Raw genomic sequence first — 16,135 nt, 5'->3', positions numbered from 1 at the left:
TAGCGTGTCTGGCTAGTGCCTGACTGGTGTCTGGCCAGTCTGACTAGGAACCGACGCGGAAGCGCGTGAAGGCAGTTGCCTTGACGCCGGCTTCTTCGAGGACCTGTGCGACAGACTTCTTGGCATCCTTGGCGAATGCCTGGTCAACGAGGACCTCGCCCTTGTAGAAGCCGGTAACGCGGCCTTCGACGATCTTGGTCATCGCGGCTTCGGGCTTGCCCTCGGCCTTGGCCGTTTCCTCGGCGATGCGGCGCTCGGACTCGACGAGCTCGGCCGGAACGTCCCCACGGGTGAGGTAGTTCGGAGCCATGGCGGCGACGTGAACGGCGACGTCGTGGGCTGCGGTGGCAGCCGCTTCGCCTTCGCCGTCAACAGCGAACAGCACGCCGACCTGGGCCGGGAGGTCCTTGGAGGTCTTGTGCAGGTAAGCGTCGACCGTGGCGCCCTCGATGCGGGAGATGCGGCGGACAACAACCTTCTCGCCCAGAACGGCGCCCTCTTCGATGACGACCTCGGACAGCGGCTTGCCGTCGACCTCGGTGGCGAGCAGGGTCTCGAGGTCGGCAGCGCCGGACTCGACGGCCACAGCCAGGACCTTGTCGGCCAGCTGGATGAACTTGTCAGCCTTCGCGACGAAGTCGGTCTCGCAGTTGACTTCGATCATCACGCCGACGCCGTTGGCGACCTTGGCGGCAACCAGGCCTTCGGCGGTGGAGCGGCCTTCGCGCTTGGTGGCGCCCTTCAGGCCCTTGATGCGGATGATTTCGATGGCCTTCTCGGCGTCACCGTTGGCTTCGTCAAGAGCCTTCTTGACATCCATCATGCCGGCGCCAGTGCGCTCGCGCAGAGCCTTGATATCAGCGGCAGTGTAGTTCGCCATGTGAACCCCTCTGTCTAGAAATTTATGTGGTGTACGGACCGACAGGACGGCTGCTCACCGAGTGAGCGGCCATCCTGTCGGTACCCCCTATGCAGCTGAGCGCATGTGGGGAGATCCAGATTTACTTGTCTGACTACTTGGCTTCGTCGGCGGCCGGTGCTTCTTCAGCAGCCGGTGCGTCCTCAGCGGCCGGAGCAGCTTCGGCGGCCGGTGCTTCGTCAGCAGCCGGTGCAGCCTCAGCGGCGGGCGCTGCAGCAGCTTCAGCCTTGTTGCCTTCGAGGAGCTCGCGCTCCCACTCGGCCAGCGGCTCTTCCGGAGCTTCCGTGGTGCCGGTGGCGCGCTGGTTACGGGCGATGAGGCCCTCAGCAACGGCGTCGGCGACAACGCGGGTCAGCAGGTTGACGGAGCGGATGGCGTCGTCGTTACCCGGGATCGGGAAGTCGACTTCGTCGGGATCGCAGTTGGTGTCCAGGATGGCCACAACCGGGATGTTCAGCTTCTTGGCCTCGTCGACAGCAAGGTGTTCCTTCTTGGTGTCGACGATCCACAGCGCGGACGGCGCCTTGGTCAGGTTGCGGATACCACCGAGGTTGGTTTCCAGCTTGGTGAGTTCGCGGCGAAGGAGCAGCAGTTCCTTCTTGGTGTAAGCCGAACCGGCGACGTCGTCGAAGTCGATCTCTTCGAGTTCCTTCATGCGCTGGATGCGCTTGGAGACCGTCTGGAAGTTGGTCAGCATACCGCCGAGCCAACGCTGGTTGACGTACGGCTGGCCAACGCGGGTGGCCTGCTCGGCGATGGATTCCTGCGCCTGCTTCTTGGTGCCGACGAAGAGAACGGTGCCGCCGTGTGCAACGGTGGCCTTCACGAACTCGTAGGCACGGTCGATGTAGGACAGCGACTGCTGCAGGTCAATGATGTAGATACCGTTGCGCTCCGTGAAGATGAAGCGCTTCATCTTCGGGTTCCAACGGCGGGTCTGGTGTCCAAAGTGGACGCCGCTGTCAAGCAGCTGGCGCATAGTTACGACGGGCATGCCGACGCTCCTTCCGGCAGGTCATTCATGAGAGAGCCCATGGCCCTCTTACCCTGCCAATAGTTGACGGTTGTTTAGCATTCGCCCGGGGCGGGCGTTGCTCCTGGCATCCACTGCACTTCCCATCCGCGCCATATGGACATGCCATGTGGAACGGACCGCAGGAGGCGCAGTCCTCCGCACCGGAAGTTTCAGGCTTCTTTTGAGGAGGGCTGGATACGCGTAGTCAGCTGCTGCTCCCCCGCACCCCTGAATGAGGCGTGCCGGCTTCGGCAATCACGAATATCGCGACTTACAAGCGTGAGGGCACAGCAAACTGCTCCACCAAGTGTACTACAGCGACCCCGCCCAGGAGGACGGTTTTGCCACGGCAGCGGTGCGGGGTTCGGGGGCTTTGGCGGGGGCCGGCGGGCACCTTATCCACATAGCCATGGCGGGAGATTCCGCCCGGGGTGCTGCCTTGACAGGCTGGGGCCATGAAGCTCCCACTTGGCCTGCGGGCATTGCTCCTGGCAGCACAGCTCCTGGCGGCATTGTTCCTGGCCACGTTCCTGGCACCTCCCCCCATCACCGTCGACGCCGATGTCTCCGCCGCTGCCCATGTCTCCGCCGCCGACGCCGACGCTACAGACGCCGGCTACGCCGCCGCCCGCTCCGGCCCCACAGATGCCGGCTACTCCGCCATTGCCGCCCGGGCTGCGATTTCCTCCGGCCGGGGCTCCCCGAGGGCGGGGCCGGTCCCTGCGCCTGCCTGGAGCTGGCCGCTGAGCCCGCGGCCGGCGGTGCTCCGCGCCTTCGATCCCCCGGCCAAGCCGTGGCTCAGCGGTCACCGCGGCGTCGATCTTGAGGCGGCCTTCGATGGCGCCCCCCTCAAGTCGCCCGCCGCCGGGACGGTGAGCTTTGTCGGGACGGTGGTGGACCGGCCGGTCATCACGATCGATCACGGCAACGGGCTGCGCAGCAGTTTCGAGCCGGTGGCGAGTTCACTGAGGGCAGGGTCCGCCGTGGCGGAGGGCGATGTCCTGGGGCAGGTGCAGACCGGCCACTGCGGCCCGGCCCCGCCCTGCCTCCACTGGGGCGTCCGCCGCGGCGAAGACTACGTCAACCCGCTGGCTTTCGTGATGGACCTTCGGCCGTCGGTTCTGCTCCCGCCCCTGAATCCGGGTCCGTGATGCAGCATTTGGCGCCGTCTTTGATGCGCGGATCGTCCATTGACGCCCGCGGGCAGCCGCGGCGACCGTTTGGCTTTGATGCGCGGATCGTCCATTGACGCCCGCGGGCAGCCGCGGCGACAGTTTGGCGCCCGTTTGGCGCCCGTCAGACGATCGCTGAAATGCCCGTGATAGCCCGGCCGGTGACGAGGGTGTTGATTTCGTGCGTGCCCTCATAGGAGTAGATGGCTTCGGCGTCCGCAAAGACTTTGGCCATCTCGAAGTCCGTCACGATCCCGTTCCCGCCGAGGATGCTCCGGCCCAGGGCCACGCTTTCGCGCATCCGCGCGGTGGTGAAGGCCTTGGCCAGCGCGGACTGCTCGTCCTTCGCCTCCCCCGCGTCCTCCAGCTGGGAAAGCCTCACCATCATGCCCATGGAGCTGACCGCATTGCCGAGGATCTGCACGAGCTGGTGCTGGATCAGTTGGAAGGAGGCAATCGGACGGCCGAACTGGCTGCGTTCCACGGCGTAGCGCCGGGCGACGTCGAAGGCCGCGAGCTGCTGGCCCACCGCTTGCCAGGCCACGGCCAGGCGGGTGACTTTCAGGACCTTGTTGGTGTCGCGGAAGCTGTTGGCGTTGGCGAGCTTGAAGAACTCCGGCACCACAACGTTGTCCAACGTGATGTCAGCGTTCTGCACCGTGCGCAGCGAGATCTTGTTCTCGATTTTCACGGCACTGTACCCCTCCGTCTTGGTGTCCACGAGGAACCCTTTGACCTGGTTGTCTTCGACATCGCGGGCGTAGATGACCACCCAGTCGGAGAAAGTCGCGTTGCCGATCCAGCGCTTGGCTCCATTGAGGATCCAGTTATCGCCGTCGCGCCGTGCCGTGGTGCGCGTACCGCCGGCGACGTCGGAGCCGCCCAGGGGTTCGGTGAGGCCGAAGGCGCCGATCTTCTTGAGCGAGTAGATCTCGGGAAGCCACGCGTCCTGCTGCTCCTGGGAGGCAAGGGCTTCGATGGAGCCCGTGAAGAGCCCGTCGTGGACGCCCATGAACGTCGCGATCGACGTGTCGGCGCGGGTGGCCTCCGCGTGCAGGATGCCTGCGAAGAGGTTCGAGTAGCCCTGCCTCCGGACGGGGCTGACCAGGTCGATTTCGGCGAGCTTCGGGATCAACTCCATGGGGAACTCCGCGCGATTCCAGCAATCGACGGCGATCGGCCGGACTTCGCGGGTGAGGAACTCGCGGACTTCGGCCAGCCTGTCCTGCTCCTTGGCGCTGAGCAGCTGCTCGAACGCAAAGAAATCGCCATCGGCGTAGGGCAGGTTGTGGATGTCGATGGCAGCTTTGGACATGGTGTTCCTTCACTCGATCAGCGGGGACCAAAAGGGCGCGGGCTTCGCGCCGGCAATATGTTACTGATCAGTAACTTATCTCAGTGTCGGGACGCCTGCAAGTGCCGGCCCAACGAAAACCCGACAAAAAGGGAGCCGCGGCCGACGTCGGACGTCAGCCACGGCTCCCGTGGTTGCGGACCCCGGAAGAGGGGGCCGCCGCAGAAATAAAAGTAGGGCTACTCGGACTTGAACCGAGGACCTTAGGATTATGAGTCCCGCGCTCTAACCAGCTGAGCTATAGCCCCTTGCGCCCGGAGCCAGACCTGGCCCGCGGGGGCCGGATTGGTTCCGGGCAAAAATACTCTAGCAATAGTAGACGCATCACACGTGCATGCCGCCACCGGCAGGCGGCCTGCCGGTGCTGACCCGGGTGCTCTTGGACTGGACGCCGTGGAACCTGCGGCGTTCGGAGGGGCTGCAGTTCTGCCAGGCGGTGTGCCTAGAGGACCAGGTCGTCGTAGCTCGCGCCCCGGTAGATGTCCTCAAACGTCTGCAGCGTGCGCGCGATACCGTGGCTTTCCACCATTTCTCGGCTGGTCTTGCCCATCGCATCACGCTCGTGGTCGGGCAGCGAGAACACGCGCGTCAGCTTGGCCGCGAGGTCATCGCTGTCGTTGGGGATAAAGAGATAGCCATTTTCCCCGTCGCGGACCAGGTGCGGCAGCGCCATGGCGTCGGCCAGCAGGACTGGCGTGGACGCCGACATCGCCTCCAGGGTCACGAGGGACTGAAGTTCTGCCGTGCCGGGCATGCAGAACACATCGGCCGTGATGTAGGCCGTGCGAAGTTCGGCGTCACTGGCCAGGCCGAGGAACCTCACCCTGTCCTTCAGTCCGAGCCGGGCGACCTGCGCCTCCAGGGCAGGGCGGACTTCTCCGCCGCCGACGATTTCGAGGTGGATGTCCAGTTCTTTGGGCGTCTTGGCGACGGCATCGATCAGGACGTCCACGTGCTTCTCCTCCGCCAGCCGGCCGGCGAAGAGGACCGTGGGGCTGGCGTGGCGTTCCACCGTCTCGCCGGGATGCAGCTCGTAGGCTGCGGCGTCGATGCCGTTGGAAAGGGGCAGGACCTGGCGGAGGAAGGCGTGCTGGTGCATGGCTTTGGCGGCAAGCGGCGTGGGTGTGGTCACGACGTCGGCTTGGCCCATGACCTTGCCCATGTCCCGCCAGGAGATCCGGCCCACAATGTCTTTGAACCACTGCGGGAACGGCAGGAAGGGGTTCAGGTTTTCGGGCATGAAGTGGTTCGTCGCCACCACCCGGATGCCGCGCTTCACGGCCTCGTACAGGACGTGCTCGCCGATCATGTAGTGGCTCTGGATGTGCACCACGTCCGGCTGGATGCGGTCGAACAACAGCCCTATTTCCTTCTTGATCTCCCAGGGGAAGGTGACTCGGAAGTACTCGTGCGTGGGCACCGAGTGGGAGCGCAGGCGGTGGACGGTAGCCTCGTCGCTGAACTCGCTGTAGCTCGGGCCCTTGCCCGGGCGGCACGCCAGGACGTGGACATCGTGACCCCGGGCTGTCATGCCCTTGGCGAGGCGGTAGCCGAACTGGGCGGCGCCGTTGACGTGGGGCGGGTACGTGTCAGCGGCAATCAGGATGGTCAGCGGTGGCTGGTTGTCGGACGTGGTCACGTGAGGAGCTCCTGGTGGTCGCTGTGCGGACAGCTGGATCAATGGCGGCCGGCTGGCAGTCGGCACAGGCGCGCCGGGCCTGCAGCCGAAGTCTGGACTGACGCCCTAGGACCTGCCCGCTGCCTTCCGCGCGTCCTTCTTGCGCTTGGTGACTTCCGGGTGGTGCCTGGAGAGGGCTATGACTCCCACGATAGCAAGCAATGCGGCCGTCCCCATGGCAATAGCCGTCACGGGTTGGACATCCGGACGCAGTTCTCCCAGAATCACGATGCCAATCGCGATGCCCACGATGGGGTCGATCACCGTCAATCCGGCGATCACGAGGTCAGGCGGTCCGCTGGAGTAGGCGTTTTGGACAAACCACGATCCCAGAGCGCCTGCAGCAATAATCGCAACGACGCTGTACCACGGCACATTCAGCAGGAACTGCCCATTTGGATCGAGCAGATGCCTGCCAATGATGCGGGTCAGCACAGCAACGAAGCCGAACAGGACGCCGGCGCCGAGGATGTAGACGAAGGCGCTCATGCGGTGCCTGAACAGGACCGCGAGCGTGCCAAAGGCCGCAACCGCAATGGCCAGGAGCAGCACGATCGTCAGCTCGTCCTCGCTGCTGACGTTGTGATTCTCCTGCGTGGCGGTGACGGCCAGCAGCACGAACAGCGCTGAGCCGGTCACGCAGAGCGAGATGGCCACGACGGTTGCCCGGTTCATGCTCAGGCCCTGGTCCTTGGTGTTGACCACGGTGGTGATGACCAGGGCGATCGCGCCGATCGGCTGCACCACGGTCAAGGGCGCCATGACGAGGGCGATCGCGTTCATTCCCATCCCGGCGCACAGCAGAAGGAACCCGAATACCCAGCGCGGGTTACGCACGAGCCGCAGCAGGCCGTGGGTGCTCAGCGCCAGGCCGCCTGTATCGGCCTTGACTGCACTGCCCTGGCGCTGTGCCCCAAACGCCAGGCAGAAGGCGCCGAGGACCGCAAGCAAAACCGCAACCCAGACCATCAGAGGGAGCCGCCGTCGTGCGCCCGAAGCTGCCTGCCCTTGCCGATGATGGCCCAGACGTAGTTGTAGGCCGCGATCCAGTGCCCCACGAGGCCCAGGCCCAGGAAGATCCACGCGACCGTGGCATAGACCTCCGCGGCGGGCACCGGAAGCTTGGAGAGCACCAGCAGCGGCGTGCCCACCAGCAGCAGGCCCGTCCGGATCTTTCCGATGCGGCTCACCGGCAGATCAGGGTGGCCGTGGAAATAGAACACTGACAGAGCCAGCAGGACTGCGTCCGGGACCAGCAGCGCGGCGAGATACCACCACTCGACGACGCCTGCGATCACGAGGGTCACGGCGACGGCGATCAGGGAGAGCCTGTCCGCAATCGGGTCCATGACCCGTCCGAGGTTGGACATCTGATTGAAGCGGCGGGCGATGTAGCCGTCCACCCAGTCGGTACTGGCCATGACGGCGAGCACGAGGGCACCGTAGCCGTACTTGTGCTCCGAGAGGACCAGCCAGATGAATAGCGGAACGCCGAGGAAGCGCACCACGGTCAGGACATTGGGAACCGTGAAGACCGCGTCGCGGTGGACGAGGGGCTGCCCGGGGCGGGCGCCGGCGCCGATGAATTTCATCGATTCCCCCTTTCCGTGGACGGCAACGGTTTGGCGTTTAGGTTCAGGGATCTGTCTAGCCCTTTATCAGCCTGCGCACCAGGACCGCGAGGGCGGCCCCAGAGGCGGCGAGCACAGCCAGGGGCCTCCAGCGCCGCTTGATCGTGTCGGCCAGGCCCTGCCCGTCAGCGGATGCGGCCGACCCCGCCGAGGATCGGGCTGAGGCGCGGAAGCCTGCGATCTTGTCGCTGAGCTGCTCCTTTCCGTCCTGGAGCCGTACCTGGGCGGCCGCCAGCAGGGTTTGGGCCTGGGTCTTGACATCGAGTTCGCGGCCGAGGTCGTCGCGGACGCCGGTAAGGTGCGTGCGCCGCAGGTCCAGCCGGCGTCGGAGTTCAGCCTCTGTGGGCGGCGGCCCGAAGTCGGGCTTGGCGGCAGCCTTTGCTTCCTTTTCCGCCGTCGCCTTGGCGGCGGCGGCTTCCTTGGCGGCCTTCGCTGCTTTGTACTGCTCGGTGCTCGGGTCCAGGATCCTGGCGTCGAAGGCGGAGCCTTCCTTGGCGATGCCGAGATCGTACTTGAGCCCACGGATCGTGTTCTCGGGGACCAACGGCATGAGCTTCTTGAACTTGTTCTGCCCGATGAGCGCCCCGATCGCGGCGATAATCAGGCAGACGGCAGAGACCAACAAGGCGGCGAGCCACGCGGGCATGATGGTGGCCAGTCCCATGATCGCTGCAACGAAGAGTCCGATCACCAGGAGTCCAACGAAGACCAAGGCGACGGCGAAGAAGGCGCCGGCGACGCCGAGCTGTGCCCCCTTGCGCTTGATTTCGGCCTTGGCCAGGGCAATCTCGTCATTGAGCTGCCGGGGCGCCAGCTTGAAGATCATCTTCAGGGTTTGCGGCAGCGCGGAAATCCGCAACCCGCTGCCTGTGCCGCCGCTGTGACGTCCGCTCATCGGTCCCGCCTAACTGGTGCCATCCGTCGATCCGCTCACGCGGGCTTGCCGGGTCTGGACAGCTTCGCACAGACCCCGGTGTCAAAACTATCATTTAGGCTCTTGGGAGGCCTTTTCGGGCAAGGTGTGGCGCGCCCGCCCGGCCACCGGCCGGCCACCCCGGCGGGCCCTAGGATGGACCTCTGTGAGCACACCCCACAATCCCGGTGATTCCCTGAGCCGCCGTCGTAAATTCCTCTACATTCTGACGCTCGGCGCTTTGACCGCCCTAGGGCCGTTCACGGTCGACCTTTACTTGCCTGCATTCCCGGCCCTGGAAGACAGCCTTGGCGTCTCCGCGGCCGCGGTGCAACTGACGCTCACGGGGACGACCATCGGTTTCGCGCTGGGACAGCTGGTCGTGGGCCCGCTGAGCGACAAGTTCGGCCGGCGCCTGCCCCTGATCGTGGCGACAGCGGTCCACATCGCGGCGTCCCTGGGCGCAGCGCAGTCCACGGACATCGCCACGCTGGGTTTTTTCCGCGTCCTCATGGGTGTCGGGGCTGCAGGGGGCGGCGTGGTGGCCATGGCCATGGTCCGTGACCTGTTCAGCGGCTACGCGATGGTGCGGATGTTCGCGAGGATGGCTCTGGTCAACGGGCTGGCGCCGATCCTCGCCCCGGTCATCGGCTCCCAGCTGCTGTTGCTGATGCCCTGGCCCGGCATCTTCCTGTTCCTGGCCGCCTACGGGACCTGCGTCATCATCGCGGCCCTCTTCGTGATCCGGGAAACCCTGCCGCCGGAACTGCGCGGCAAAACCGGGATGACCATGGGCCAGCGTTACAAGGTGCTGTTCTCCGACCGGATCTTCGTAGGCCTGCTGCTGGTGGGCGGGATGAACTTCGCGGGCCTCTTCACCTACCTCTCCGCCTCGCCTTTCCTGTTCCAGAATGTCTACGGGTTCACGCCCCAGCAGTACGGCCTGCTCTTTGGCGTCAACTCGCTGGGCATCGTGGCAGGCGTGCAGACCAGCGCGCGGCTCATCAAGCGCGTCCCGCCGCAGTGGATCCTGGCTTGTTCCACGGCCTGGATGTTCGTCATGGCCGTCCTGATTGTCGTCTTCGACCAGCTGGGGTTCGGGCTGTGGGGCGTCCTGGTGCCGCTGTGGTTCTACATCCTGGGCGCCGGTTTCACCTTCCCCACCGTGCAGGTCCTGGCCCTGGCCAAACACGGAGCCCAAGCCGGAACCGCGGCTTCACTTCTCGGCGCGGCGACCTTTTTGATGGCTGGCCTGGTCTCGCCGGTGGTCGGCTGGCTCGGCGTCAGCTCCGCAACCCCGATGGGCGCCGTCCAGGCCGTCTGCATCCTTCTGGCGGCCGCTGCGCTGTGGCTGGTTGTTCGGCCCAGTACGGTGCCACCGATCCAGTAGCCGGGCCCTCCCCGGGGGGACATGCCCATTCATCGCGGCCTCTCCCACGGGACATGCCCATTCTTCACGGCCTCCCCCACGGGACATGCCCATTCTTCACGGCCTCCCCCACGGGACATGCCCATTCTTCACGGCCTCCCCCACGGGACATGCCCATTCTTCACGGCCTCCCCCACGGGACATGCCCATTCTTGGCGCCCGGGGCTGGACATATTGCACTATGTCCATCCGCCAGGACCACCACTGGACATGTCCCCAAGGGCATCCCGCCAGCACTGAGCATGTCCCCCGGACAGCCCAGTTCAGCGGACACCGTGGCCCGGCCCTGTGCCTGTCGCGCTGCCCAGCCACACCTTGCACCCCTGCACCCCTGCACCCCTGTGCCTGTGGCGCTGCCCAGCCACACCTTGCACCCCTGCACCCCTGCACACTTGTGCCTGTGCCTGTGGCGCTGCCCAGCCACACCCTGCACCCCTGCACCCCTGCACCAGTAAACCCGCACGCCCGCGCATCCCTGCGACCCTGCAGCTCTTGTCCTCTGGCCCGTCGCTCCGCCAACATGGCCTGCACTCTGGCCTCTGCCCTATGGCCCCGCCCACCCGCCCACGCAGCCCTGTCCGTGGCCTGCAGCCCTTGCGCCCCCCCTCGCGCCCTGTTCGACGTCCGCGCCGGGCGATAAAGTTATTTCATGCCCGACAGGCAGGATCACCAGCCCCTTCCGGCCACTTGGCAGCGGTGTGACGCCGGAATCCTGCCCCTGTGGTGGGATCGCTTGTGCGCTCAGACCAGCCCGCAGTCGGCCGCCCTGTTCGCCGCCGGCCTGTTCACCGAAGACCGCCGCCGCCCAATCGCCCAGTGGTACAACCCCGCATATGACTCCGCCCTCCTCGTGGCACCGGAATCTTCCCCGGAATGGCCGGTGCAACGGTTCGGCATCTTCTATGCGCCCCCGGGCGGCGGATTCACCCAGGTGCACTCGGCGCCGCATGAATGGCACCCGCGGGAACCTCGGAAATCCCCCACGGAGCTGGAGGCCTTCCAGGCAGCGGTCGCCGAGGCCCAGCGCTTCCTTCAGGTGGAAATGTACTTCGTCTGAACCTCCACCTGAACTGCCCGCCACTGCGTTGCCCGGCGGAAAGCCCTGGCCATTGACGGGGCAACAAAAAAGAGGAAATAAAAAAAGGTCCCGCGGCTGGTTTTCACCGGCCGCGGGACCTGTCCGCTCCTCCTGCTGGACTTGAACCAGCAACCCTTCGATTAACAGTCGAATGCTCTGCCAATTGAGCTAAGGAGGAATGAAGCAGGTACGACATTAGCAAAGGTTTTGCCGGTAGGGAAATCGGCCACGGGGCCAGCGCCTGCCAGTCGCGAAATACCCCCTCCGGGTATAAAAAAGTCCCCGTTCCGGAACCCGGAACGGGGACTGCGCGCTCCTCCTGCTGGACTTGAACCAGCAACCCTTCGATTAACAGTCGAATGCTCTGCCAATTGAGCTAAGGAGGAATGAAGCGGGTATAAGCCTAGCAAACACCAGCCCGGGAAACGAAATCGGCGGCTCAGGCGTCCGAGCGCAGGGACCGCCGCTGCATCTCAAGTTGCATGAGTTCGCGATTCAGCCGCTGGAATTCCTCAGGGTCGGCCGAGGCGTCCAGACGCTGCAGCTGGCCCATCTTCTCGGCCTTGACCCGGGTGATCTGGAGCTCGAACAAGCGGGCGAGGATGTCCTTGCAGTAGCGCAGGACGCCTTCGGGGGTGTTGGCCGGCAGGGGCACCACGGAGAGCTCGGACACGAGCGGGCGCAGGGGCTCGGGGACCTCCTGCAGCAGCTGCTCGACCCAGCGCACCGGATCCCCCGAAAACCCGAGTCCGGTGGCCCGGATGGCCTCGTGGATGGCGAGATAGGCGGGTGTGGAGAACCGCGCCTCCGAGAAGCGCTGCCACGTCTCGCCCTCGAGCATGCCGGGTTCCTGCAGCGCGACCTCGAGCGCCTGGCGCTCCATCGCGGCCACGGGGTCCCGGGGATCAGGGCGGTTGAAGGACGGGAGTACGGCCGACGGCGGCAAGGGTGCAACGCCGGGCGCGGTTCCGGCAAGGCCGCGGCCGGACCCTGCATACCCCTGCCCGCCGCCCGGCCCGTGGCTCTGGGCCTGGCCGCCGCCCGGTGGAGCCGATGCAGCCTGTGCGGCGCGTTTGGTCGCCGCGCCGACGGCCCTGCTGACCTCCTCGACCGGCATCCCCAGCCAGCCGGCGAGCTCCCGGGCATAGGCCGGCCGGATTCCGGCGTCGCGAATCTGCGCCACCACGGGCGCGGATTCACGCAGGGCCGCGATCCGGCCCTCGACCGTGTCCAGATTGTGCCGCTTCAGGGTGGCCCGGATGGCGAACTCAAACAGCGGGCGGCGGCTACCGATCAAATCCCGGACGGCGGAGTCGCCCTTGGACTGGCGCAGTTCGCAGGGGTCCGCGCCGTTGGGTTCGACCGCCACGAAGGTTTGTGCGACAAACCGCTGGTCCTCTTCGAAGGCGCGCAGGGCCGCCTTCTGCCCGGCGGCGTCGCCGTCGAACGTAAAGATGACCTCTCCCCCGCTGCCGTCGTCGGAGAGCAACCGGCGGGCGATCTTGATGTGCTCGGTGCCGAAGGCGGTCCCGCACGTGGCTACCGCCGTCGGAATGCCGGCCAGGTGGCAGGCCATGACGTCGGTGTAGCCTTCCACGACCACGAGCTGGCGGTCTTTGGCGATGTTGCGCTTGGCGAGGTCGATTCCGTAAAGGACCTGGGACTTCTTGTAGAGCGCGGTTTCGGGGGTGTTGAGGTACTTCGGGCCCTGATCGTCCTCGTAGAGCTTGCGGGCACCGAAGCCGATGGTGTCGCCGGCGATGTCCCGGATGGGCCAGATCAGCCGGCCGCGGAAACGGTCATAGATCCCCCGGCCGCCTTCAGAGAACATGCCGGTCAGCTTGAGTTCCGGGTCCGTGTAGCCGCGGCCGCGGAGGTGCTTGAGGAGCGAGTCCCAGCCCTGCGGCGCGTAGCCCACGCCGAACTGTTCGGCCGCCGCACGGTCGAAGCCGCGCCCGTAGAGGAAGTTGCGGCCCTCAGCGGCGCCGGGGGTGAGCAGCTGGGCACGGAAGAACTCGTCGGCCACCTTGTGCGCGTCCAGCAGCCGCTGGCGCCGGCCGATGTCCTCCCGGTTGGGCCCGGAGCCGCCGTCCTCGTAGTGGAGCTCGAAGCCGATCCGGTGGGCCAGCTTCTCCACGGCCTCGTGGAAGGAGATGTGGTCCAGCTTTTGGACGAAGGAGATGACGTCGCCGTCCTCGCCGCAGCCAAAGCAGTGGTACCGGCCAACCTGGGGTCGAACGGTGAAAGATGGAGAACGCTCGTCGTGGAAGGGGCACAGACCCTTGTAGGACCCGAGCCCGGCTCCCTTGAGCGTCACGTAACCGTCGACGACTTCCTTGATGTCGGTGCGCTGGCGTACTTCATCGATGTCTTCGCGTTTGATCAGGCCGGCCACATTGCCATCCTAGTCCCCGGGTACGACGCCGACGGGCCGGCCATGGCGGCCCTCACCACAGCGACGGCAGGCTGCCCACGAGACGCTCGTACATGGCCAGCGCCGAGCCGTCCGTCAACGACGCGACCTGGTCGATGACGACACGCAGCCGCGCGGCGTCGTCGCCCGCGTCGAGCCAGTCGGCGGCGAACATCGGTTCCAGATGGCGGTCCCCCGTGGCGCTGAGCGCGGTGACGAGGGCATGCAGGACCTCACGCTGACGCTCGTAGATGGGCTGCCGGTGTTCGGTGGTCATCACGAAGGTGGTGGCCAGGCCCTTCATGACCGCGATTTCCATCACGGTTTCATCCGGAACGATCAGCTCCGCGTTGTAGCGGGTCAGGTTTTCCGGACCGTAGACCGTGCGGGTGGCCTCCAGCGCGCTCTGGCAGAAGCGGCCGATGAGCTGGCTGGTCATGTCCTTGAGCGCCGCCATGGCTTTGCGGCTGCCGTCGGCCTCGCGCACCCAGACATCCGTGGCCTCCAGCCGGGCCAGGGCGGCGTCGATCGCGGCGGGATCGTTGTGCGGCAGGTACCACTGCTTGGCGTAGCCGACGACGCGGGCGCGGTGGTCCGGGTTGTCCATCCAGCGCAGCTGGAAATGCCCTGCCACGATCGCGTCCTCGACGTCGTGCACCGAGTAGGAGATATCGTCCGCCAGGTCCATGACCTGCGCTTCGAGGCAGGACCGGCGTTCCGGGGCGCCGTCGCGGATCCAGTCGAAGATGGGGAGGTCGTCCTCGTAGGCACCGAACTTGCTGGTCCGCTCCCCGTGGATGACCGGGGCGTTTACCGCGGACCACGGGTATTTGGCGGCGGCATCGAGACTGGCCCGGGTGAGGTTCAAGCCGGCCGGCCGGCCGTCGGCGGCGAGGACCTTTGGCTCCAGCCGGGTCAGCAGCCGCAGCGTCTGGGCGTTGCCTTCGAAGCCGCCGATCCCGTGCGCCACCTCGTTGAGGGCGGCTTCGCCATTGTGGCCGAAAGGCGGGTGGCCGAGGTCGTGGCTGAGGCATGCGGTGTCCACGACGTCGGGGTCACAGCCCAGCGCACGGCCCAGTTCGCGGCCCACCTGGGCAACTTCGAGGCTGTGCGTGAGCCGGGTCCGGACGAAGTCGTCGGTATCCGGGGCCACCACCTGGGTCTTCGCGCCGAGCCGGCGCAGCGCCGAGGAGTGCAGGACCCTTGCACGGTCACGCTCGAAGTCCGAGCGGTAGGTGCTCTTGGGCGGCTCCTCGACCCAGCGGGCCCAGTCGCGGGAGGTATACCCGTCCAGGACGGGCGCGGTGGTCCGGGTCTCAGCCACCGGAGACATCCAGTTCGGCGAAGGAAATATCGCGGGTCTGGGCGTCATCCAGCGTCCGGTTCAGCAGCCAGTCCTTTGGCAGGGCCGGTTTTTTGGGCGAACCAGCGCGGCCGCGCGGACCCTCGGCGTCGCCTCCGGGATACGGCGAGTCGAGGTCCAGCTGGTCCAGGGTGCCGCGCAGCACCTCCAGGCTGGTGACGAGCGCCAGCTTGGTCCGCAGTTCGCTGCCGACCACGTAGCCCTTGAAGTACCAGGCAATGTGCTTGCGGATTTCGCGCAGGGCTTTGCCCTCGTCCCCGAACGTTTCGACCATGAGCTCAGCGTGCCGGTACACGCTCTCGGCAACCTGGCGCAGGTCCGGCCGGTGCCGCTGGTCGCTGCCTTCGAACGCGGCCATGAGGTCGCCGAACAACCAGGGCCTGCCCTGGCAGCCACGGCCGACGACGACGCCGTCCACACCCGTTTCGCGGACCATCCGGACCGCGTCCTCCGCGGACCAGATATCTCCGTTGCCGAGAACGGGAATGTCCGGCAGGGCTTCGCGCAGCCGGGCGATGGCGGACCAGTCGGCCTGGCCGGAATAGAACTGGGCGGCCGTGCGGCCATGAAGGGCGACGGCTGCGACGCCGGAATCGCGGGCAATCCGGCCAGCATCGAGGTAGGTCAGGTGGTCCTCGTCGATGCCCTTGCGCATCTTGATGGTCAACGGGACATTGCCCTTGGAGGCTTCCTTCACCGCGGTCTGGACGATGGAGGTGAAGAGGTCGATCTTCCACGGCAAGGCCGATCCGCCGCCGCGCCGGGTGACCTTGGGCACGGGGCAGCCGAAGTTGAGGTCGATGTGGTCCGCCCGGTCCTCCTCCACCAGCATCCGGACGGCCTGGCCGACGGTGACGGGGTCCACGCCGTACAGCTGGACGGAACGGACTTTTTCGTCGTCGTCGTGCGAAATGATGCGCAGCGACTCCGGCGTGCGCTCGACGAGGGCGCGCGAGGTGACCATCTCCGCCACGTACAGGCCGCCGCCGTATTCACGGCACAGTCTGCGGAAGGCGGAGTTGGTGATGCCCGCCATGGGAGCCAGGATCACGGGGGTGTCCACCGTGATCGGGCCCAGCTTCAGGGGCGGGAGTTCCAGCTTGGGGGCGGGAGGGGTTGCTACAACAGTCACCCGACCATTGTCTCAAAGACGGGCAAATCGGCCCGGTC

13 protein-coding genes and 3 tRNA genes are annotated in these 16,135 nt (G+C 66.2%); 3 read left to right on the top strand and 13 right to left on the bottom strand.

Translation table 11 applies throughout. The features are described from left to right. Positions 1-43: 43 nt before the first annotated feature. The gene (gene tsf / locus AC1DDH_RS14720) at positions 44-880 is read right to left on the bottom strand and encodes a translation elongation factor Ts (RefSeq protein WP_476887212.1); all 837 of its coding nucleotides are present in this window, start codon (positions 878-880) and stop codon (positions 44-46) included. Between the two features lie 133 nt (positions 881-1,013). Then, entirely contained in the window at positions 1,014-1,913 is a 900-nt protein-coding gene (gene rpsB, locus AC1DDH_RS14715) for a 30S ribosomal protein S2 (RefSeq protein ID WP_476849393.1), read from the bottom strand. 476 nt (positions 1,914-2,389) lie between these two features. On the opposite strand from rpsB, the gene AC1DDH_RS14710 reads away from it, so the two are divergent. Next, on the top strand, positions 2,390-3,085 hold the full coding sequence (locus tag AC1DDH_RS14710) for a M23 family metallopeptidase (protein ID WP_476887211.1): 696 nt from the start codon (positions 2,390-2,392) through the stop codon (positions 3,083-3,085). Positions 3,086-3,230: 145 nt separating this feature from the next. On the opposite strand, the gene AC1DDH_RS14705 is transcribed toward AC1DDH_RS14710, so the two are convergent. The 6 genes from AC1DDH_RS14705 to AC1DDH_RS14680 all read right to left on the bottom strand — a co-directional run bounded on the left by AC1DDH_RS14705 (position 3,231) and on the right by AC1DDH_RS14680 (position 8,664). Then, positions 3,231-4,421 (bottom strand): acyl-CoA dehydrogenase family protein, encoded by a 1,191-nt coding sequence (locus AC1DDH_RS14705; protein ID WP_476887210.1) that lies wholly within the window; start codon positions 4,419-4,421, stop codon positions 3,231-3,233. Between the two features lie 213 nt (positions 4,422-4,634). Beyond that, a tRNA-Ile gene (locus AC1DDH_RS14700) sits at positions 4,635-4,708 on the bottom strand. Between the two features lie 194 nt (positions 4,709-4,902). Beyond that, positions 4,903-6,099 (bottom strand): glycosyltransferase, encoded by a 1,197-nt coding sequence (locus AC1DDH_RS14695; RefSeq protein ID WP_476887209.1) that lies wholly within the window; start codon positions 6,097-6,099, stop codon positions 4,903-4,905. 105 nt (positions 6,100-6,204) lie between these two features. After that, a complete protein-coding gene (locus AC1DDH_RS14690) occupies positions 6,205-7,107 on the bottom strand; it encodes a DMT family transporter (RefSeq protein WP_223914060.1) in 903 nt (300 codons plus the stop codon). Then, positions 7,107-7,730, bottom strand: a complete 624-nt coding sequence (locus AC1DDH_RS14685) for a CDP-alcohol phosphatidyltransferase family protein (RefSeq protein WP_476859074.1) — start codon at positions 7,728-7,730, stop codon at positions 7,107-7,109. Before AC1DDH_RS14685 ends, AC1DDH_RS14690 begins: the two co-directional genes overlap by 1 nt. A 55-nt stretch (positions 7,731-7,785) precedes the next feature. After that, positions 7,786-8,664 (bottom strand): phage holin family protein, encoded by an 879-nt coding sequence (locus AC1DDH_RS14680; RefSeq protein ID WP_476955714.1) that lies wholly within the window; start codon positions 8,662-8,664, stop codon positions 7,786-7,788. Between the two features lie 184 nt (positions 8,665-8,848). On the opposite strand from AC1DDH_RS14680, the gene AC1DDH_RS14675 reads away from it, so the two are divergent. Then, positions 8,849-10,072 (top strand): multidrug effflux MFS transporter, encoded by a 1,224-nt coding sequence (locus AC1DDH_RS14675; RefSeq protein WP_028278281.1) that lies wholly within the window; start codon positions 8,849-8,851, stop codon positions 10,070-10,072. Positions 10,073-10,760: 688 nt separating this feature from the next. Then, a complete protein-coding gene (locus AC1DDH_RS14670; protein ID WP_476849386.1) occupies positions 10,761-11,168 on the top strand; it encodes a hypothetical protein in 408 nt (135 codons plus the stop codon). Positions 11,169-11,294: 126 nt separating this feature from the next. Here AC1DDH_RS14670 and AC1DDH_RS14665 read toward each other — a convergent pair. The 5 genes from AC1DDH_RS14665 to dusB form a co-directional block, all read right to left on the bottom strand. After that, a tRNA-Asn gene (locus AC1DDH_RS14665) sits at positions 11,295-11,367 on the bottom strand. A 135-nt stretch (positions 11,368-11,502) separates the two neighbouring features. Next, a tRNA-Asn gene (locus tag AC1DDH_RS14660) sits at positions 11,503-11,575 on the bottom strand. A 53-nt stretch (positions 11,576-11,628) separates the two neighbouring features. Further along, positions 11,629-13,584 carry a DNA primase gene (dnaG, locus tag AC1DDH_RS14655; protein WP_476955713.1) on the bottom strand — a complete coding sequence of 652 codons (1,956 nt, stop codon included), beginning with the start codon at positions 13,582-13,584 and terminating at the stop codon, positions 11,629-11,631. Between the two features lie 52 nt (positions 13,585-13,636). After that, positions 13,637-14,935, bottom strand: a complete 1,299-nt coding sequence (locus tag AC1DDH_RS14650) for a deoxyguanosinetriphosphate triphosphohydrolase (RefSeq protein ID WP_230009400.1) — start codon at positions 14,933-14,935, stop codon at positions 13,637-13,639. Beyond that, a complete protein-coding gene (gene dusB / locus AC1DDH_RS14645; RefSeq protein ID WP_018774562.1) occupies positions 14,919-16,097 on the bottom strand; it encodes a tRNA dihydrouridine synthase DusB in 1,179 nt (392 codons plus the stop codon). Before dusB ends, AC1DDH_RS14650 begins: the two co-directional genes overlap by 17 nt. Between the last annotated feature and the right edge of the window lie 38 nt (positions 16,098-16,135).

It is taken from the genome of Arthrobacter sp. 10T425 (genome assembly GCF_056393985.1).
This window is presented reverse-complemented; position numbering and strand designations above follow the sequence as displayed.